This is a genomic window from Aeoliella straminimaris (assembly GCF_024054565.1).
Lineage (GTDB): Bacteria > Planctomycetota > Planctomycetia > Pirellulales > Lacipirellulaceae > Aeoliella > Aeoliella straminimaris.
The window spans coordinates 187,155-202,071 of record NZ_JAMXLR010000006.1 but is presented as its reverse complement, the minus strand read 5'-3'; the positions used below and the strand labels follow the sequence as shown (position 1 = coordinate 202,071).

17 protein-coding genes are annotated in these 14,917 nt (G+C 58.5%); 3 read left to right on the top strand and 14 right to left on the bottom strand.

All coding sequences use genetic code 11. The features are described from left to right. Positions 1 to 117: 117 nt before the first annotated feature. Genes NG895_RS02190 through NG895_RS02180 form a run of 3 tightly spaced genes read right to left on the bottom strand, consistent with a single transcriptional unit; the run spans position 118 to position 2,763 of the window. Positions 118 to 1,179 (bottom strand): CBASS cGAMP-activated phospholipase, encoded by a 1,062-nt coding sequence (locus tag NG895_RS02190; RefSeq protein ID WP_252850803.1) that lies wholly within the window; start codon positions 1,177 to 1,179, stop codon positions 118 to 120. A 2-nt stretch (positions 1,180 to 1,181) separates the two neighbouring features. Then, positions 1,182 to 1,652 (bottom strand): type II CBASS E2 protein, encoded by a 471-nt coding sequence (locus NG895_RS02185; RefSeq protein WP_252850802.1) that lies wholly within the window; start codon positions 1,650 to 1,652, stop codon positions 1,182 to 1,184. After that, positions 1,633 to 2,763, bottom strand: coding sequence for a nucleotidyltransferase domain-containing protein (locus tag NG895_RS02180; RefSeq protein ID WP_252850801.1), 1,131 nt, complete (start codon positions 2,761 to 2,763; stop codon positions 1,633 to 1,635). Before NG895_RS02180 ends, NG895_RS02185 begins: the two co-directional genes overlap by 20 nt. 198 nt (positions 2,764 to 2,961) lie before the next feature. Between NG895_RS02180 and NG895_RS02175 the strand changes: the two genes are divergently transcribed. Genes NG895_RS02175 through NG895_RS02165 form a run of 3 tightly spaced genes read left to right on the top strand, consistent with a single transcriptional unit; the run spans position 2,962 to position 4,758 of the window. Further along, entirely contained in the window at positions 2,962 to 3,564 is a 603-nt protein-coding gene (locus NG895_RS02175) for a hypothetical protein (protein ID WP_252850800.1), read from the top strand. Beyond that, positions 3,561 to 3,992: a hypothetical protein gene (locus tag NG895_RS02170; protein ID WP_252850799.1), complete on the top strand. Its 432-nt coding sequence runs from the start codon at positions 3,561 to 3,563 to the stop codon at positions 3,990 to 3,992. Before NG895_RS02175 ends, NG895_RS02170 begins: the two co-directional genes overlap by 4 nt. Continuing rightward, positions 3,973 to 4,758: an ImmA/IrrE family metallo-endopeptidase gene (locus NG895_RS02165; RefSeq protein WP_252850798.1), complete on the top strand. Its 786-nt coding sequence runs from the start codon at positions 3,973 to 3,975 to the stop codon at positions 4,756 to 4,758. Before NG895_RS02170 ends, NG895_RS02165 begins: the two co-directional genes overlap by 20 nt. 168 nt (positions 4,759 to 4,926) lie before the next feature. On the opposite strand, the gene NG895_RS02160 is transcribed toward NG895_RS02165, so the two are convergent. The 11 genes from NG895_RS02160 to NG895_RS02110 all read right to left on the bottom strand — a co-directional run bounded on the left by NG895_RS02160 (position 4,927) and on the right by NG895_RS02110 (position 14,910). Next, on the bottom strand, positions 4,927 to 5,322 hold the full coding sequence (locus tag NG895_RS02160; RefSeq protein WP_252850797.1) for a hypothetical protein: 396 nt from the start codon (positions 5,320 to 5,322) through the stop codon (positions 4,927 to 4,929). Then, a complete protein-coding gene (locus NG895_RS02155; protein ID WP_252850796.1) occupies positions 5,303 to 5,752 on the bottom strand; it encodes a hypothetical protein in 450 nt (149 codons plus the stop codon). The genes NG895_RS02160 and NG895_RS02155 overlap by 20 nt, the downstream gene beginning before the upstream one ends. 116 nt (positions 5,753 to 5,868) lie before the next feature. After that, positions 5,869 to 7,425 (bottom strand): type IV secretion system DNA-binding domain-containing protein, encoded by a 1,557-nt coding sequence (locus tag NG895_RS02150; RefSeq protein WP_252850795.1) that lies wholly within the window; start codon positions 7,423 to 7,425, stop codon positions 5,869 to 5,871. 61 nt (positions 7,426 to 7,486) lie between these two features. Beyond that, on the bottom strand, positions 7,487 to 7,894 hold the full coding sequence (locus NG895_RS02145) for a hypothetical protein (RefSeq protein WP_252850794.1): 408 nt from the start codon (positions 7,892 to 7,894) through the stop codon (positions 7,487 to 7,489). Positions 7,895 to 7,920: 26 nt separating this feature from the next. Next, a complete protein-coding gene (gene mobF / locus NG895_RS02140) occupies positions 7,921 to 10,707 on the bottom strand; it encodes a MobF family relaxase (RefSeq protein ID WP_252850793.1) in 2,787 nt (928 codons plus the stop codon). A gap of 49 nt (positions 10,708 to 10,756) precedes the next feature. Then, positions 10,757 to 11,182 carry a hypothetical protein gene (locus NG895_RS02135; protein WP_252850792.1) on the bottom strand — a complete coding sequence of 142 codons (426 nt, stop codon included), beginning with the start codon at positions 11,180 to 11,182 and terminating at the stop codon, positions 10,757 to 10,759. Positions 11,183 to 11,693: 511 nt separating this feature from the next. After that, positions 11,694 to 11,999 carry a hypothetical protein gene (locus NG895_RS02130; protein ID WP_252850791.1) on the bottom strand — a complete coding sequence of 102 codons (306 nt, stop codon included), beginning with the start codon at positions 11,997 to 11,999 and terminating at the stop codon, positions 11,694 to 11,696. A 59-nt stretch (positions 12,000 to 12,058) separates the two neighbouring features. After that, positions 12,059 to 12,373: a hypothetical protein gene (locus NG895_RS02125; RefSeq protein WP_252850790.1), complete on the bottom strand. Its 315-nt coding sequence runs from the start codon at positions 12,371 to 12,373 to the stop codon at positions 12,059 to 12,061. 394 nt (positions 12,374 to 12,767) lie between these two features. Continuing rightward, positions 12,768 to 13,715 carry a DNA-primase RepB domain-containing protein gene (locus tag NG895_RS02120; RefSeq protein ID WP_252850789.1) on the bottom strand — a complete coding sequence of 316 codons (948 nt, stop codon included), beginning with the start codon at positions 13,713 to 13,715 and terminating at the stop codon, positions 12,768 to 12,770. Continuing rightward, complete coding sequence (locus NG895_RS02115; protein ID WP_252850788.1) at positions 13,715 to 14,200, bottom strand: hypothetical protein; 486 nt, start codon at positions 14,198 to 14,200, stop codon at positions 13,715 to 13,717. The genes NG895_RS02120 and NG895_RS02115 overlap by 1 nt, the downstream gene beginning before the upstream one ends. Further along, positions 14,197 to 14,910, bottom strand: a complete 714-nt coding sequence (locus NG895_RS02110; protein ID WP_252850787.1) for a TRM11 family methyltransferase — start codon at positions 14,908 to 14,910, stop codon at positions 14,197 to 14,199. The genes NG895_RS02115 and NG895_RS02110 overlap by 4 nt, the downstream gene beginning before the upstream one ends. Positions 14,911 to 14,917: the final 7 nt, after the last annotated feature.

The window sequence follows — 14,917 nt, the reverse complement described above, 5'->3', positions numbered from 1 at the left end:
TGTGGGAGTGTAGGTAATCAGGGAATTGGGCCACGGAAATGGGACATTTGACACCCGAGGTGGTTAGAGCCATGGGGGGCCGGAACCGGAATCGACCCACCACTCTTCTGCAGGGCGTTAGGAGTGAGTCCTCGCGGACGACCTTAGGGTGCAGTCGTCGAAGGGCACGTAGTCGGGCGCCTCTCTGCTGAAGAAACGGTCCAGGAGCTCAGCGAGTTGGTCGTGAGCAGCTGTACGGCCCTTATGGAATAGTGACGGCAGATGCTTCATAGAGTCGAGAGTCCAGCTTTCGTCAGGCAAATCGAAGTTGACGCGGGTGTAGCGGTTATCGAGTAGGTACTGGAGCTGAAAGCTGACCCCTTGCGACTGTGAAATAGAGGCAACATCAAACACCCGAGGGCCCCACCAGCCAATGCCCGCGTGGTCGCCGGGCGGGTCTAGCGAGTAACGCGGCTCCCCGGTTCCGATCGACAGGATCTCGATCTGCGACGAGTCAAAGCTAGGATCACACTCCCGTTGCGCGCACTCGCGGATCTTCATCGCTTCGGTGTAAGCTACTAGACTCGGGTTATTGGCCCACAGCCCGCCGTCTACGACGGCGCCGTGGCCATTCAACATCGCGTGCGGAAAATATGTTGGGGCTGCGGTTGTGGCCAGCAGCACATCTGATACCCGATAGTGGCGGTCGCGGGTGAGGTTCGGCAGGTGGGGTGTCTTGAAGACAACGGTCCGACCTACTGTTACATCGACAGCCGGAATGACGAGGCGACATTTTGTGATGTCTCCGAGGAGTAGGTCCCCGAAAACTCGGCTTACGGCATCGACCAGCGGATGGCTCGGGTATTTGGTTTGGAAGACGTCGTCCAGCGAGACGCCGACTGCTTTCTCTACTACGAAGCGCCCGGCTGGCATGGCCAAGCGGCGTGCGCGCTTCTCCGGTTTGAAGGGGGGGCGCGGCGCAAAAACCGCAGGTCCGTCCTGCTGGTAGAAGTCAACAATCTTGGAAGCCGAAAGGCCGCTGGCCACCGCGGTGGCTATCAGCCCGCCGGTCGAAGTGCCTGCGACCAGGTCGAAGTAGTCTCCGATCGGTCGGTCAAGCCGGCTTTCAATTTCGGCGAGAACGGCAGCGGTGAATGCGCCCCGAATACCGCCGCCGTCTAGGCTAAGTATCTTGAACATGGTTACTCCTTATTTGTGTCGTTGGGGTCTTCAGTCACTACGGCGCCTTCGGGCACTTCGGGGTGTTCCCCGCCGCCAAACCACTGGCCGGTTGCATGCCAAAGCTCGTAGTAAAAGAGCCACGCGGCAAGCCAGGGGATAATAGTCGTCGCAATCAGGTCCTTGTGGGACCAATCGACGCCAGGGCGGAACAGGCACGGTTCGTTGGGACCGTAAGTGTGGGGGACATCATCCTGGTCGTCGCGACACCGCAGTTCGGGTTCGGTGATGGTGATTTTGGGCGGCTTGCCGACCCGATAGGAGAGTTGGAAGACGTAGGTCCTGCAGTGCGGGGCGGGTTGCATGGAACCTCTCCCCGCCAACTCGCCGCGGCGAATGGTGTATTTGAAGTCACTGCAAATCAGCCGGATGTGCGCCGCCTGCTCTGGCAGCCCGTAAACACGGGTGTGAAACTTATCTTCCGTAAAACTCATTGCGCGGCACGGTATGGGTCGGGGCGGCGGACGGCGTAAGGATCACCGGCCCTGCCGAATAACCCAGGTTGCTGCTGCGGCGCCGGGCTTCCATGTTCTTGGCGTAATTCTCGACGGCGGTCCTGGCGCGCTCCCCGAAGAGCGCTTCAAGCGCTTCGGTGATTCGGTCCCAGCCCCGCATCGCGAACAACTCCCGCATTTCCTCGGAGAACTGACGAATGAAACGGGTGAACCGCGTGTAGGAATGTGCGTTCCAGTGGCGTCCCAGGTTTTCCCTGGGGTCGACCGGATTTGGAATCGCTAGGATGGCGGCCGACTGCTGGATTTCGGCATCGATGCCGTCGAGTGCTCCAAGCAGCGCGTCCGTACACAGCGCCTGACCACCGTAATGTTTGGCGGTCAGCGTTGTGAGCGCGATGGACTTGGGCGCGGCGGCGTTGCCATCGAAATACAGGTCGCGACGCCGTTTCATGAGTTGTACAGTCCGCTGCAACGGCAAAATTTGCGCAGCGCGCTTAGCAGGCCGTAATGGTTCGACATCGGCACGAGCCCGGTAGTGCTCGACGAGCGGCTGAGTTACGGGCGTCCTGCCGAAGAACCAGTCGGCGTACCCGAACGGGTCGGTTGGGAGCCATGTCTTGAGGCTGCGGTCGGGAATGAGAAGCTTCGTTGCCGATCCTAGCTGCAGGATCGCGGGCACGATATCAAGGTGAAACTGGCCCGCGTAATCGAGCTCAATACAGCGCGCTTTGCGGTTCATCAACCGTCGGTACGTCGCGTGTTCGGCCAAACGATCAGCTACCAAATCGTAAACGGCCATGGGGTCAGGGTGGCGCCGTTGGTCAGTTTCCAAAATGCAGAGCAGGTCAACGTCGAACTCTTCGCGTTGCCACGGCCGGACCACAGTTTCGATCAGCGCCGAACCCTGGTACTTGATATCAGGTCGTAGCGAATAGAGCTGAGATTCCTGTGCCGAAAGCCAATTTGCTGCGGCCTGGTATTTCTGCTGGGCGTCTTGCCAAAGCGAGGGCGTCGGCTGGAGCAATTCGCAGAGCAGCTCCAGCACTTTATCAAGCTCGGCATTTGCCGAAGCTTGGATTTCAGTGAGCATCTGGTTACCTCTTCGTTGTTCTTGTATATCCATCGCGCGGGGCGGACCAATTCCACCCTGCCTATACTTCCATGCCGACGAGCGAGGATATTTCTCCACCTGAAATGGCAAATTCTCAAAAAAGTCCGGCATGAGTAAGATAGAGCCACGAGGGCGCCCGATGTGGGTAGGAAGGCAACGCCTCTGGAGGCCTCCAAATTGGTTGAAATCCCCGACTATTCGGATGATGACTGGGAGCTGCTGGTCAAACGACTGACGCTCTACGCTGACTCAAAACTGCGCAAGGTGTACTGGCGCGGAGCAGCTCACGCCCCTGGTGGATCTGGGCCGGGTGGTATGGGGCCTGATGAGTTCGCAGCGGAGGCGATCGAAAGTTTCCTGGACGGCAGTCGGAAATGGAACAAGGAAACAGAGCCGGAGTTTTTGCGGTTCTTGTTTAACGTGGTGGACAGCAAGATCAGCCATTTGGTGGAGAGTGCTGAGAACAGCAGGACTCGCAGAATCGACACCTGCGACCGCGATTCTGAGCCCGCTTTCCAAGTGAAGTCTGGAGCAAAGCGGCCCGATGTGGTTGTGGCCGATCAAGAGCAAAGTGACCTCTTGCACAACGCGGTGATCAGTGAATTAGACGGAGACACTACGGCCGTGTCTGTCTTCGAATGTTTCGAGGCGGACATTACCAAACCCAGCGAGATCGCCGAGATGATGGGAATTGGGATTGATGAGGTCAACAACGCCAAGAAACGCCTGGCTCGGTCGGCGGACAAGGCGTTTAGGAAACTCGGGAGGTCAAGGCGATGAGCAATCTTGGACGTTTTGGAGACGACGTATGGGATCGCTTCTTCGATGAGGTCACACCATCCGTGGAGATCATGACTCCTACGGAGGTCGACTCAGAGTTGAAGAAACGCGGCATCGACGTCACGAACGCGGTGGCACGAGTGCATCGGGCAGTGGCTTCAGCTAAGGCCCGAGCGCAGTTGGAGCAAGCAAGGAACGCCCGCCCCGGTATTGTCAAGAAACTCAGTGGGTTGGTGGCGCCGCCAGTTGGGAGCCTGCGCCAGACAGTCAACGATCTGATCGCCGGTAGATTGCATGGTTCGCTGCAAGGGGCCTACTTTCGGAAACTTGAGCAAGCTGCCGACGAGAATGATCTGCGCGCGCTCATGGAGGACATCGAACGGCTGGAAGCATTGACGGAGGACAACGATGCCGACAGCCAAACCTAGTTCGGTGCTTTCTGCGGCAGCGGCCAAGAAGCTGTGGAACCTTTACGGATTCGAGTCGAGTAAGGACCTCGTACTCGAAGACCTTGCGATGGCGCTTGGGGTCGTGGTTCTTGAAGGCCATCTCAAAGCCGCAGACGCATGGTTAATCAGGAAAGGTGAAAAAGGGATCATTCGCGTAAGTGACGCGATCCCAGAGTTGGGTCGGCGCAGGTTTGCCGTTGCGCATGAATTGGGTCATTGGTCGCTGCACAAGACGTTATCTCAGCTGTTGTCGTGCACGTCGGCGGACATGCTCGCACGCTATAAGGCGAGTGCACCAGAAATTGAAGCGAATATGTTTGCCGCCGAGCTTCTGATGCCCACGCATCTGTTTCAGCCGGCACTCGGAGCATCGCAGCCCACGGCACGTTTCGTGAATGAGCTTGCTGAGCGATTCGGCACGACGCGCACGTCAACGGCATTTCGCATAGCCGACCTGACCAAAGACTATTTCGCGTTGGTCATGTCCAAAGACGGTAAAGTCGCGTGGTGGCAGGCAAGTGATGCACTTGCTGAGTATGTCTGGATTGAGAACGGCGGCAGCGTACCGCGCTACAGCGTGGCAGCCAAATTCTTTGCGGGCGAGTCCCTGCCAGATGCCCCGCAGAAGATTGACGTCGGAGACTGGTTCTCGGAAAACCGCGGCCTGGACGCGGAGTGCTTCTACGAAGATGTCATACCAATGCCGAGGTACGGCAAAGCTTTGAGCCTCTTGTGGCTTGAATAACGGCTAGACGCCGATAGGCTCTCAGCAGTGCAGTGAAACATCCAAGGTGGTGTGGGCCAACGATCCTAGGTCAACACGTGTGTGTAGTGGGGGACTTCATGGGCCCACGCATTCGCGGCTCTTCTGATAAGCAGTCGTCCATTCGCCACTCTTAACGGAGTGTATTTCTCAGGCGGCAGTGTCGTGTGCTGTGGCGAAGTGAAAGGTGTTTAAGTCGTCTGAGCTGCTGGTGTGTGATTGTTGTGTCTCCGGTTGTTCCGTTTTTGCGTGGACGGCGATCATGAGCGACCCGCGGACTAGGACGACTACCAGAAGTATCGTTGTGACGACGCCGACTAACGGGCCGAGCCGCTTCACAAACCAAGCATGAAGTCCGTCCACGAAGATGCAAAATGTGCGACCTGCTAGCTGGCACATGAACCAGGCGGCGATGATGCGGGCTCCGACGGCCTCGCCGGCAAACAAAGTAACGATTTCGTGCCAGCTGAAAACCAGTACCGCACCCATGGCTAGTCCGTAAAACCACGCTCCATCGAAATCGTCGTCAATCGGTTTGGTCGCCATGCGGCTCTCCTTTAGGACAATTGACCGGAAGCCGGTCGTTGGTCGCGAGACTGACGCCGTGCTCTGTTTCTCTGAAGCGAGAGGTTGCTATTGCCTCCTTGAATCTCAGCGCCAGACCCATTCGAGACTTGCCGGCCTTGACGATCCGCTGCTCGACGCGAGTGCGGAGGTCAGCTAGCGACATCGCGGGCTGAGAGCGAAGCAGGGTTTCGATAACCAAAACCACGTCCGCCTTCGAAGCGCAGGGTTTGCTTGTCTTGCCGGCGGGCTTTGCGGAGGGCTTTCCGGTGAGCGCCTTCACGGCTGAACGTACTTGTTTCAATTGCTGTTCGACTCTACGGAGTTCAGCCGCAAGCGACTCACTCTGTTCGCTAAGCCGTGCATGTTCTTCTTGAAGTTCATTGGAGATAGCGGTTAGGGATTCGTTCATGATTGGGCTCCGGCGGATTTTTGGCGAACGTCGCGAGCTCATGCTGGCGGGCATGTTATCTATTGCTTAGGCCCGATTCTGGCGACGCCGTTGCGCCACGTGGTGGAATAATGTGACTATCGGACGTGATGCGACTGCTGAAACCTCCTTAGGGCGTCCAAAACTGCCTCGGCATTCTCGGCTTTGGAATCGCCTTCACTTCCTGCGGTGCCAACAAACCTAGATTCGTACGCGTCTAACGCCGCCTCTATGCGGCGACGGTCCCATGGTCGTGGTTTCCAGTCACTGGGAAAAAAGTCGTGGGCGGGAAAGGACTCGTCGCGGCTACGAAAAGCTTGCAGATTCTTCCAATTCAGTTTGAACTGAAACGGCTTTTGGTCGAGCGTCGACCTGGCGAACCCGCCAACCGTACCGTCAGCGCAAATCCCGCGAATTTCCGAGGGCGAATAGATATGCTCTTCGACGCGCGGCCCGTGCCGCTTTAGTGAGTAACCCGTCGTGCGTCCCGCGTCGTCAAGTTGCTCGGTCTCGTCCTTTTTGATTTCTTGCTTACCGAGCACGTCCGCTGCCCATTGGGCGTCCTCGAAGTCGCCCAGTCGTAGCACCATGATATTCCCCAGCTGGCTGGTGAGCGTCTTGACGTCTGCCTCGCCCCCGTAGGCGGAGATCAAGGCGTGTCGGGTTTGAAATGAAAGCAGGGTGCATAGTCCGTAGGAGCGACCTTCAAGCAACAGCTGCATTAAGGAGTTCTTCTCGGCAAATCCAGAGAACTCATCGAGGATCAAGGCGGTCCCTGACGTAGGGCGTCCGTCTGGCGAGACCGACACAGGGTTGTGTTCCGCACTGAGCAGGGTTGCCTGGAGGCGCTGCATAATGGTGCGATTCAGATCGTCCAATAGGGAGGCTGGTTCTCGGTCTCTACCGAGCACTAGGACGGATTCCGTTCTTACCCACTCCTTCAGACTGAGCTTGCGTCCCTCCCGCGCGTGGTGGTCCATAAAGTCGCCTAGACGACGGAACCGCTCAAAGCGAGAGCGGATATCCGCCTTGATATTCGATTCGGTTCGGTCGGCCCCCAGCTCCGCGAGCATATTTCGACCTTCGTCGGTCACGGCCACCACCCGTCCGCGCAGGTCGGGGGTGAGCATGGTGTTGACGAAGTCCCGGAAATTCCAATCTGTCCCGAGCAGCTTCTTGAGGCCGATCAGCGTGTGGAGGACCAGCCCGCGGCTCATTTCAGTGAAGAACTGCTCACTGCCTCCGCCCGTCGCCCTGCGGTCGGGGATCAGCGTATTGGCAATTCCGGTTGCGTCTTCATGGTGGGCAATATCGGCGGCGATATCCCAGGCGTACGCCCGTCGGTCGCGAGGATGAAGGATGCGAAGTCGTTCGGCGCCTTCGGGAACCATCGACGCCAAGTAAGGTAGAAACTCTGTTTTGGGGTCATAGACGATGGCCCGTTGACCGCTGCCTTCGGTGATATACGGCATGATGTCATGCAAGATCACCAAGAGCACGCTGGTCTTGCCACTCCCAATTGCGCCCATTATCAAGAAGTTGTGTTCGCGCGCCTGGTCAAACGGCAAAGGACGCTTGCGGTTTCCCCAGAAGATGGTCCGCTGTTCAAGCGGAGGGTCATTACCGTTACTGCGATTACCGAAGGGATTCAACATTGTCACTCTTTACAATGAGGGCGTAGATGGTCGTGAAGACGGGCCGATTGGCAAATGGTGCTTACCATTCGACGGGGTCCGGACGCAGACTGGATTGTTCGAGGTAGCCGGATGTCACGTGTTTGAGCGGTGGAATAAGGAATCCGTAAAACACCAGGCCCTCGGCGCACACTGCACTGGCCATGTAGCCCGCTAGGCTCCAGCTAATGACAACAATCGCTGCAACGGGGTAGTGCAATAGCGACCTGCCAAACCCATGCAGATTAAGGCTTCGATGATAGGTGGAAAGTAGCATTAGCGCGCCGCCAAACACGGTGATCGATGTGATCGGGGCAAACTCGTGCCACTCTTTGTGGTTCATCCCCAGCACAAACCAACCGTAGGTAAGCGCCCCCGCAGTGAGGGCGGCGCTCAGATTCAGGCTCAGATGAGTCTTAGCTCTGGCAACGTCGTCATTTTGGTGTGGCATAGAACTGTCCGGCGAAAATCTTTGGGCTATGGGGAAATGGGAAGCTCGTCATGCTCCATGTCGTGCGCTAAAGAATGCCGGCGGGAGCGCAGCATCTCTTTGGCGAGCGGTGAATCGGCGAACTGTTGAGACTGTTCGTCGCCTTGATCTGGGTTGTTGGGCGCTTCGCGCGTCTTGGCGAGTTCGGTGAGCGTTTCCCCTGCGGCTGCTTCCGTGGCGTACAGCTGTAGCGACTTATGATGTCGCGATCCTTGCACGTACGACATCTCCCGATCGGTCATCGAGTCGCCCAGCGCCACGTACGTGTGATCCACCGTGGCCCCTTGAAGTTTGTGAGTCGTGAACGCATACGCTAATCGGATGGCGGGTCGTTGACCGGGCTGACTGCAATCCGCAAACTTGGAATTGCCGAGCAGCGTGCGGATCGGGACGATGCGGATGTCGTATGCATCAGGGTCGTAGCGATACGTCTTTCGTTTTCTGGCGGCGCGGAGCAACTGAACTGCCGTATGTTTGAGGACTTCTTTCGTTTGGGCGGCCAGCGTCCGCTCGGGGAGGTCTAATCGAATGGCGACCGCCTTGGTCCAGCCCCAATCCTTCACCGCCAGGATGGTTCCGGTGTCGCCGTTGTAGACGCGGAGCTTACGAGAGTTTTTTTGAATAGTGACTCGGTCTCCGGCGTAGAAGCATTCGCTGCCATAGTCGAGGCTTTCATGTTTACCGAGCAGGCCGGCTTCAAGCCGCAGCTGCTGCGCGGCGGAGTTGTAACGGTCGACCTGCTCGTTGGTCGAAGCCGCGATAATATGCTGCTCTGGCGCAGCGGCTCCACCCGCTGCTTGCCAGTCGCTGAGCAGCGACCGCTCTAAAGACTGGCGGTCTTTTTCCGTGGTTAGCCAGCCATTGCTCGCGTAGGCAGTTAAGAAGCTTTCCACATCGCCGGTGGCAATCGACTGGGTCGCTTGTCGGGCCCACGGCTCTCGCTGCCTGGTAACGTCGGTGAGATCGACGCTGCCAACACGCCGGATGATGGCTCCGAACGCGCCGCCGGGTCCGACGGGGGGCAATTGCCGGTCATCGCCGACAAACACGATGCGCCCTCCCTGATCATGAACCGCTTGCAGCAACCGGCGCATATCCTCTGTCGCTGCCATACTCGCTTCATCGACCACGAGCACTGTCTTGTGAGAGAGCTTCAGTTGATCGGGCAAATGAGTTCGCCATCGCCGTGCAGCTCGGACCAGTTGACGAGCGTGATGTCGCAGGAGGTAGTCGCTCGTAGGGTAAAGCTGCAACAGCCGCTTGCGAATCGTGTCGCTATCAATCCCAGCGCCGTTTGCCAGCTCTTGTCGCGCTCGGTGGGTCGGCGTCGCCCCAATTACTTGATAGCCTGCCCGTTCGAATGCTTGCCGTGTCGCAGCCAGCATGGCCGTCTTGCCGGAGCCAGCGATTCCGGTAACGACCTTAAGCGGGCTGTCGCCGAGAACCAGATGGCGAACGGCCTGCTGTTGTTCGTCGCTCAACGTAATAGCCGTCTTTTTGCCCACCTGGGGTCCAATTATGACTGACTTTGTAAGTAGCTCGTCGACAAACCGTTCGGCAATTGGGGCGAGCCGCCGTTCCTGGAGCTTGGCGACTGTGTCTAAGAGCCCGCGTTCAGACCTCAGTTGCCTTTCGGTGGCCAGGTAGCTGATTCCATTCCGGACGCCCAGCTTCCTTAGACCAGGCGCTTGTTGCACCTCTTCTTCAAAGCGACGAAAGAGTTCGTCCGGCGGAACGCCGCTTCCCTGCAGTTGGTGAGCCGTCTCCAGCAGAAGCTTATTCGAAGAAGTATAACTGCGGTTGCTTTCCACTCTGGCGATGGCTGCGTGAAGAGCGCGACGAATAGTCGCCGCAGGCTGCGGCGGCTCGATATCGCCCCCGACCAGCCGCCTCGCATGAGCGGCGCCAAATCCTTCCCGCAGGGCTTCGTGCTTCCATCTTTGCAGGAGCTCTCGGCGGGGAGGAACTAGGTCTTTGACTTGCCGAGTCTTCAATGTGGCATAGGCGGCAGCACTGGCAGTGTCGACGCCCATCTCGCCAAGCTCGGTTTCAATTTGCTGGCGGCGTTTTGAAAAATGCGTGAGCACTTCATCGGGCACGCCTGCAACCTCAAAGCACGAGTCTTTGCGAAAAGTCTCCAGTCCTAGCGTGTGGTTCAAGCGGTGCGCTAGCTCCAGTCGATAGACAGCGCCAGCAAGCATTTTGTTGTGATAGAACGGCTTGCTCAGCAGGGCGCGGATCTTACCATCGTCGCAGACTCCCAAGTTCAGTAGCAGGCAGTGCGTGTGCAGCTGTGGGTCGAGGGCTCGGCTCGTGCTGTGCTCAAAAGCCGCGGCCACCAGCTTTGCCGCAATGCGCTCGTCCCCGCCGCGACCGCGTCGTGCGAAAGTTGCTCGCTCTTCGACGAATGACAGCGCCCGCTCGACGGCTATTAATTGCGCCTCCTGGATTTTGCGGCGACTATTTTCGTCGAGTTGGGACCAAAGCAGGCTTACCGACTTGGGCGCGGAGAAGGTGAGGTCCCAGCCAGGTTTGCGCTTGAGCTTTCCCGTGGTTATCCCCGCGTTGCGCACGAGTGCTTCACCGTCCAGCCCATAGCCGGTAAAAAACGCCTTCAGCTGGTCTGCCGCCACGTTCCCCGACAGGCCCAAAGCGCGGGCTCCGCCTCCTAGCCAACGCCCCGGTGGTTCGCCGCCTTCGAGGTAATAGTCTTCGGCCGAGAGTCTGAGGTAGTAGCTGTCGGAGCCGAGCGACATGTGAGCGATGGAAAGCACGTGAGTAGTCCGAATTAGCAAGGAATGAAGCCAGTTTGCGTTGGCGCCGTTAGCGAGGCTCAGCCTTTCGAAGTGGCACCGCCGCTGCCGCTATTTGGCCCGCTTCTTCTTGAGAGCTTGGATTCTTCTCAAGCAGCACGAGAAAAAGCGCGTTGCGCAGATCTTCCCGGGTGACGGCTTCTCTGTCCGTAACGGCAGACTGCGAAGAGGCGACCTGTGCAGCAAGTTGTGTTACGCCATCGTTCACTATCTGCCGGAGCCCATCGATTTGCCGTCTCAAAGCGATCGTCTCTCGAAACACGTCTTCCAAGTGTCCGGATAGATCTGGCGCTTGGTCGGTTTGGCCGAGACTTGCCATGACGATCTGTTTGGCGTGGAGGCTTTCGCTCTTCGCGCCGGCTGCCGTGGCGGCCTGCTGGAGAACCTCGATACCCTCCTCGGAGTTGAGGCTGAAACTAATTTTGGTGGCTGACATGGTAGATTCCGTAGAACGTTGTTGCGTAAGGAGTTAGCACCGCGTGGTCACCGCTTGTGGAATGTTGGTCGACCGCCCGACAGCCTATTGAGGCACGTATTCTTGGAAAACTTTGCGGCGGATTCCGAAAAAGTGCACCTTTGGTGCATCAGGTGTATAGAGAGAACAAAGAATGAGACGGGTCAGGAATGGGCGGCGATAGGTGGTGGAAACGTGGAGAATGAGGGCACAAGTTGCGGGGGGACCTACAAGGCTGGCGATTAGCAGGAGTAAGAGCAGCGACTTAGGAGCGGAGAGAAGCGAGTGGCAGTACGGCAGGGGAAGGCAGAGCCGTCGAGGAGGCAGGATGCGATGGGAAGGTGGCGAAGGGTGTTAGCATGGTGGACGAAGCTGCAAGAAGGGACAATTGTGGGCGGAGTCGAGAATTGGAAGCGACCAAAGGGTACTTAGAAGGCAAGCGGTTCCTGCGGCGGCTTGCTAGGCTGAACCGCAGGACCCCGGTGTAGAGACGCTACTTCAATAGCGAGGCTCGGCGAAGAATGCGGCGAATGAAATCTCCGCTCAAGTCCAACAGGTCGCAGACCGACTGAAAAGCGAAGCTCTCTTGGCTACAAGATTCGAACCACTGGCGAGCCGAGCGGGAGGTTGTTGCATCCGCGGCACTCAGGTCACGTACGGCTCGGTCGAGGAGGCACAGGACCAGCGAGTACTCGGCTGACGGCGAACTAGGCTCCACTCGCATCGGCTGAAGTAGCCGCCGCGTGAGCGGGTGTAGCTCGCGTGTTTGGGCTTGGTTGTCCAGGTTTGTTGTTGACATGGCGTTACTCCTCAAAAGTAAAAGCAGCCCGTCGAGCGAACCCGACGGGCTGGAAAGTTTTAGGCGGCTGCTTTCGGCTCGTGCGTATCGGCAACCCAACTCGGGTCTGCTGGTTGCGGCAGCTGTTGCTTACTGTACTTGGCCTTCTGGTTGGCGATGTACTGCTGCGCCATCTGCGTGGCTACGGGCAGGTCGTCGAGGTCGAACTCCGATAGCGGCCCTTCTTTCCAAGTGCCGTTCGTTTCGTAGCGGCGCTGGATGTAGGTGCTGAAGTAGATTTCGCCCTTCTTGCTCACGTTCTCGAAGACGGTGACGTTCAATCGTCCGACTCGCTTGCGAAATGGTGTTTGTCTGTTGTCTTGCGTGTTTCCCATTTTTTCCTCCATTTGGTTTCAGGATTGCTCCTTTCACCTCCGGCTGAAGGAGCAATCCTCGTGACCAAAGGAGGAAGGCCCTGGGCCTTCGCAAGCGGCAAAACAAAACCGGAGCTTGCAAGACAAGTGACAGGCTTTGCCTGGCACGGTCTTGCGGCTCCGGTTTACGCCGCTTGCGGGCTCAGGGCACCCAGGAGACACGCTTGTACAACAGCACGAACAATTAGCGTCCCAAGCGAGTTGAGGACTCGATCGTCATCTGCGGCGTGCGAGAAACTCGGCTTGGAGAAGCTGCCACCGACAACGCAATCGAGGAGAGCGGGGCTTGAAGACCGGCGCAGGCAGATGCGAACGCGCAACACTGGTGTACGGGCGTGCGACGACGGCCGTCTTTTCAGTCGAGCGCCGCTAGGTAGTCGGCGTGGAACGCAGCGTTGTAGACGGTGCGGAGAAAGTAGTCACGACCGCGGCAGCGGAACTTGCTCTTGTCACGGACGAGCGGCCAGATGTCTCGCTTTGTGAGGCCCAATCGCAGCAGCTCGCAGATAATCGCAAAATCTCGTGCACTGCGGTCTGCGACGTCTAGGTCGAGCCGGGCTGTCAATTGCTGAACGCGGACGTCGTTGATCGATGTGGTTGCCTTGCCGCTTGGCGGCGACGTTGTTGCACGGGGCTTCTTCTGCATCCACCGGTCAAATGTGTGTAGCGGATAGCGTAAGCCGCTGCGGCAATGAACGAGGGTGCAGGGAAGCGGCCGGGAGCCGTGGCGGCGGTTCTTTACGTTCCAAAACCCCGGGAGCCGTAGCAGTCGTGAGACGTCGCTGGTCGCGTCGGCTTTTAGGTCGCGATAGAGCGTCTTGAGCATGGACTCAAATCGCCGCCGCGAAGGGAGAGTTGGGAACCAAAGCGGCTCGTCCAACAACCAATAACCATGTACGCCGTTACCGCTGGCGACAACGATTGATGGTGTGGGCAATCGGGCCTGTCGCCAAGCCAGGGCTGCTCCTTCCGCCGACACGCGATCGACCTCCGCCCACACGCAACGACACCGCTCGACGCTGTGCTTTGTGCCGCCACCTGCCGCTTTCCGCGGGTTAACTCCCATGAAGATGTTCGCGTTGCGGTCCAAATTGAGAGCATAGAGCTCAGCCATTGATGAGAGCAGCTCCGCGGGCGAAAGCCACCGGCGCATGGCGGACAGCGGCCGACTTTCGCGTCCGGTCGGGCCGTCCCAAATCTCAATGGGACGCACCTCAACCAGGTCGCGTGGGTCGTAGAGCGCCGCCAGGAACTGGCGGAGCGCTTCGCGGGCCGAACTGGAAGGCGTCGGGGGGAGAGACATTAGTCCTCCTCCGCAAAGCAGGTCTTCCCATGTTCCTCGAGCAACTCTCTCACAAAGGACTCCAGGTCCTCCCAAAACGACCGCTGGATGTAGGCGTCTGCCATCCGCCGAGCGAGTTTCTCAAGGTCCCGGTAGTCTAGGCCGTCGATCTCTTCGCGCGAAAACCGAATTAGCAAGTCGTTCTTGGTGACCGACGCTATCGGGTAGGGTCGCATCCATTCTGCAGCTCGTGGGTCTTGCGGAAATGCGCCTGCTTGTCCCTGGGCAACTGATAGCTGCATACAACGTCTGAGTGATGTCGTGGCGTGCGCGTTCGTGACTGCAGTGGCGAAGGCGTACGCCTCGTCATACGTCGCAAACTTCGCCAGGGCGCCTCCCGGTGCGTCTAGGGTCTCGCTCGCGTCGGTGAGTTCGTCGTGTCGCTCAATCTCAAGCCATACCTTGTAGCAGATGCGGTTCTCAGTTGTATCGTCCGACCGTGTCATATCGCACCTCCTTGCTGCTGAGCGACTGGAGCTGTTTTCGAAGCTCTTCGCCGTAACACGAGACAAACGTCGTGGACCCGGGGGATGAACGAGAACCGGTACGTCCTAGCGGTCGACGTCGCCCCATGGCTGAGGCGGACTATCTCCGGGCAGGCGAGTTCCATCCCAAGTTCAGTGGCCAGCCGCCAAGCATGAAACGGCAAGGCATAGTAGTTGCCGCGACGGGTGATATCGCCCATCAGCACGACCAAGTGTCCTCGCTGGGTCAAGACGTCGCGGCAGTTGGCCAGGACACCGGCGAGTTTGTCACAGAATTCGGTGAGCGAACTGGACCGCGATAGACACCGCGGGTCGTCGCTGTAACGAATCAGGTCGTGATAGGGTGGGTGCAGCCACACCATGTCGAACCCGCCAAGGCCGTCAAAGCTACGGGCGTCGGCCGCGTCGAAGCCGGTTTTGAGGTCGAAACCCTGATAGTCAATGCCGAGCGACCGGGCGACGTCGCCGGCAGTGCCGCCGCCCTGCATCGGATCGAGCAGGTTTCGCGGGCGAAAGTACGCCACCAGGTCACGAATCAGCAGGCCCGAGCAGTTGCCGCGGTAGTTGGGGTCGCCGTAATCGCCGCGGCCCCCTTCGACATGCACGCTCGCGAGCGTCGGGACTGGACTGGTTGTCTCGGGAATGGCAAGTGGGACGTTGATTGTTGGCATGTTGGTT

Excerpts from the sequence above, each read along its gene's own strand:
- NG895_RS02110 (WP_252850787.1), bottom strand. The coding sequence starts at position 14,910 with ATGCCAACAATCAACGTCCCACTTGCCATTCCCGAGACAACCAGTCCA.
- NG895_RS02165 (WP_252850798.1), top strand. The coding sequence starts at position 3,973 with ATGCCGACAGCCAAACCTAGTTCGGTGCTTTCTGCGGCAGCGGCCAAG.
- NG895_RS02145 (WP_252850794.1), bottom strand. The coding sequence starts at position 7,894 with ATGCCACACCAAAATGACGACGTTGCCAGAGCTAAGACTCATCTGAGC.
- NG895_RS02150 (WP_252850795.1), bottom strand. The coding sequence starts at position 7,425 with ATGTTGAATCCCTTCGGTAATCGCAGTAACGGTAATGACCCTCCGCTT.
- NG895_RS02180 (WP_252850801.1), bottom strand. The coding sequence starts at position 2,763 with ATGCTCACTGAAATCCAAGCTTCGGCAAATGCCGAGCTTGATAAAGTG.
- NG895_RS02170 (WP_252850799.1), top strand. The coding sequence starts at position 3,561 with ATGAGCAATCTTGGACGTTTTGGAGACGACGTATGGGATCGCTTCTTC.
- NG895_RS02135 (WP_252850792.1), bottom strand. The coding sequence starts at position 11,182 with ATGTCAGCCACCAAAATTAGTTTCAGCCTCAACTCCGAGGAGGGTATC.
- NG895_RS02160 (WP_252850797.1), bottom strand. The coding sequence starts at position 5,322 with ATGGCGACCAAACCGATTGACGACGATTTCGATGGAGCGTGGTTTTAC.
- NG895_RS02115 (WP_252850788.1), bottom strand. The coding sequence starts at position 14,200 with ATGACACGGTCGGACGATACAACTGAGAACCGCATCTGCTACAAGGTA.
- NG895_RS02185 (WP_252850802.1), bottom strand. The coding sequence starts at position 1,652 with ATGAGTTTTACGGAAGATAAGTTTCACACCCGTGTTTACGGGCTGCCA.
- NG895_RS02190 (WP_252850803.1), bottom strand. The coding sequence starts at position 1,179 with ATGTTCAAGATACTTAGCCTAGACGGCGGCGGTATTCGGGGCGCATTC.
- NG895_RS02120 (WP_252850789.1), bottom strand. The coding sequence starts at position 13,715 with ATGTCTCTCCCCCCGACGCCTTCCAGTTCGGCCCGCGAAGCGCTCCGC.
- NG895_RS02130 (WP_252850791.1), bottom strand. The coding sequence starts at position 11,999 with ATGTCAACAACAAACCTGGACAACCAAGCCCAAACACGCGAGCTACAC.
- NG895_RS02125 (WP_252850790.1), bottom strand. The coding sequence starts at position 12,373 with ATGGGAAACACGCAAGACAACAGACAAACACCATTTCGCAAGCGAGTC.
- NG895_RS02155 (WP_252850796.1), bottom strand. The coding sequence starts at position 5,752 with ATGAACGAATCCCTAACCGCTATCTCCAATGAACTTCAAGAAGAACAT.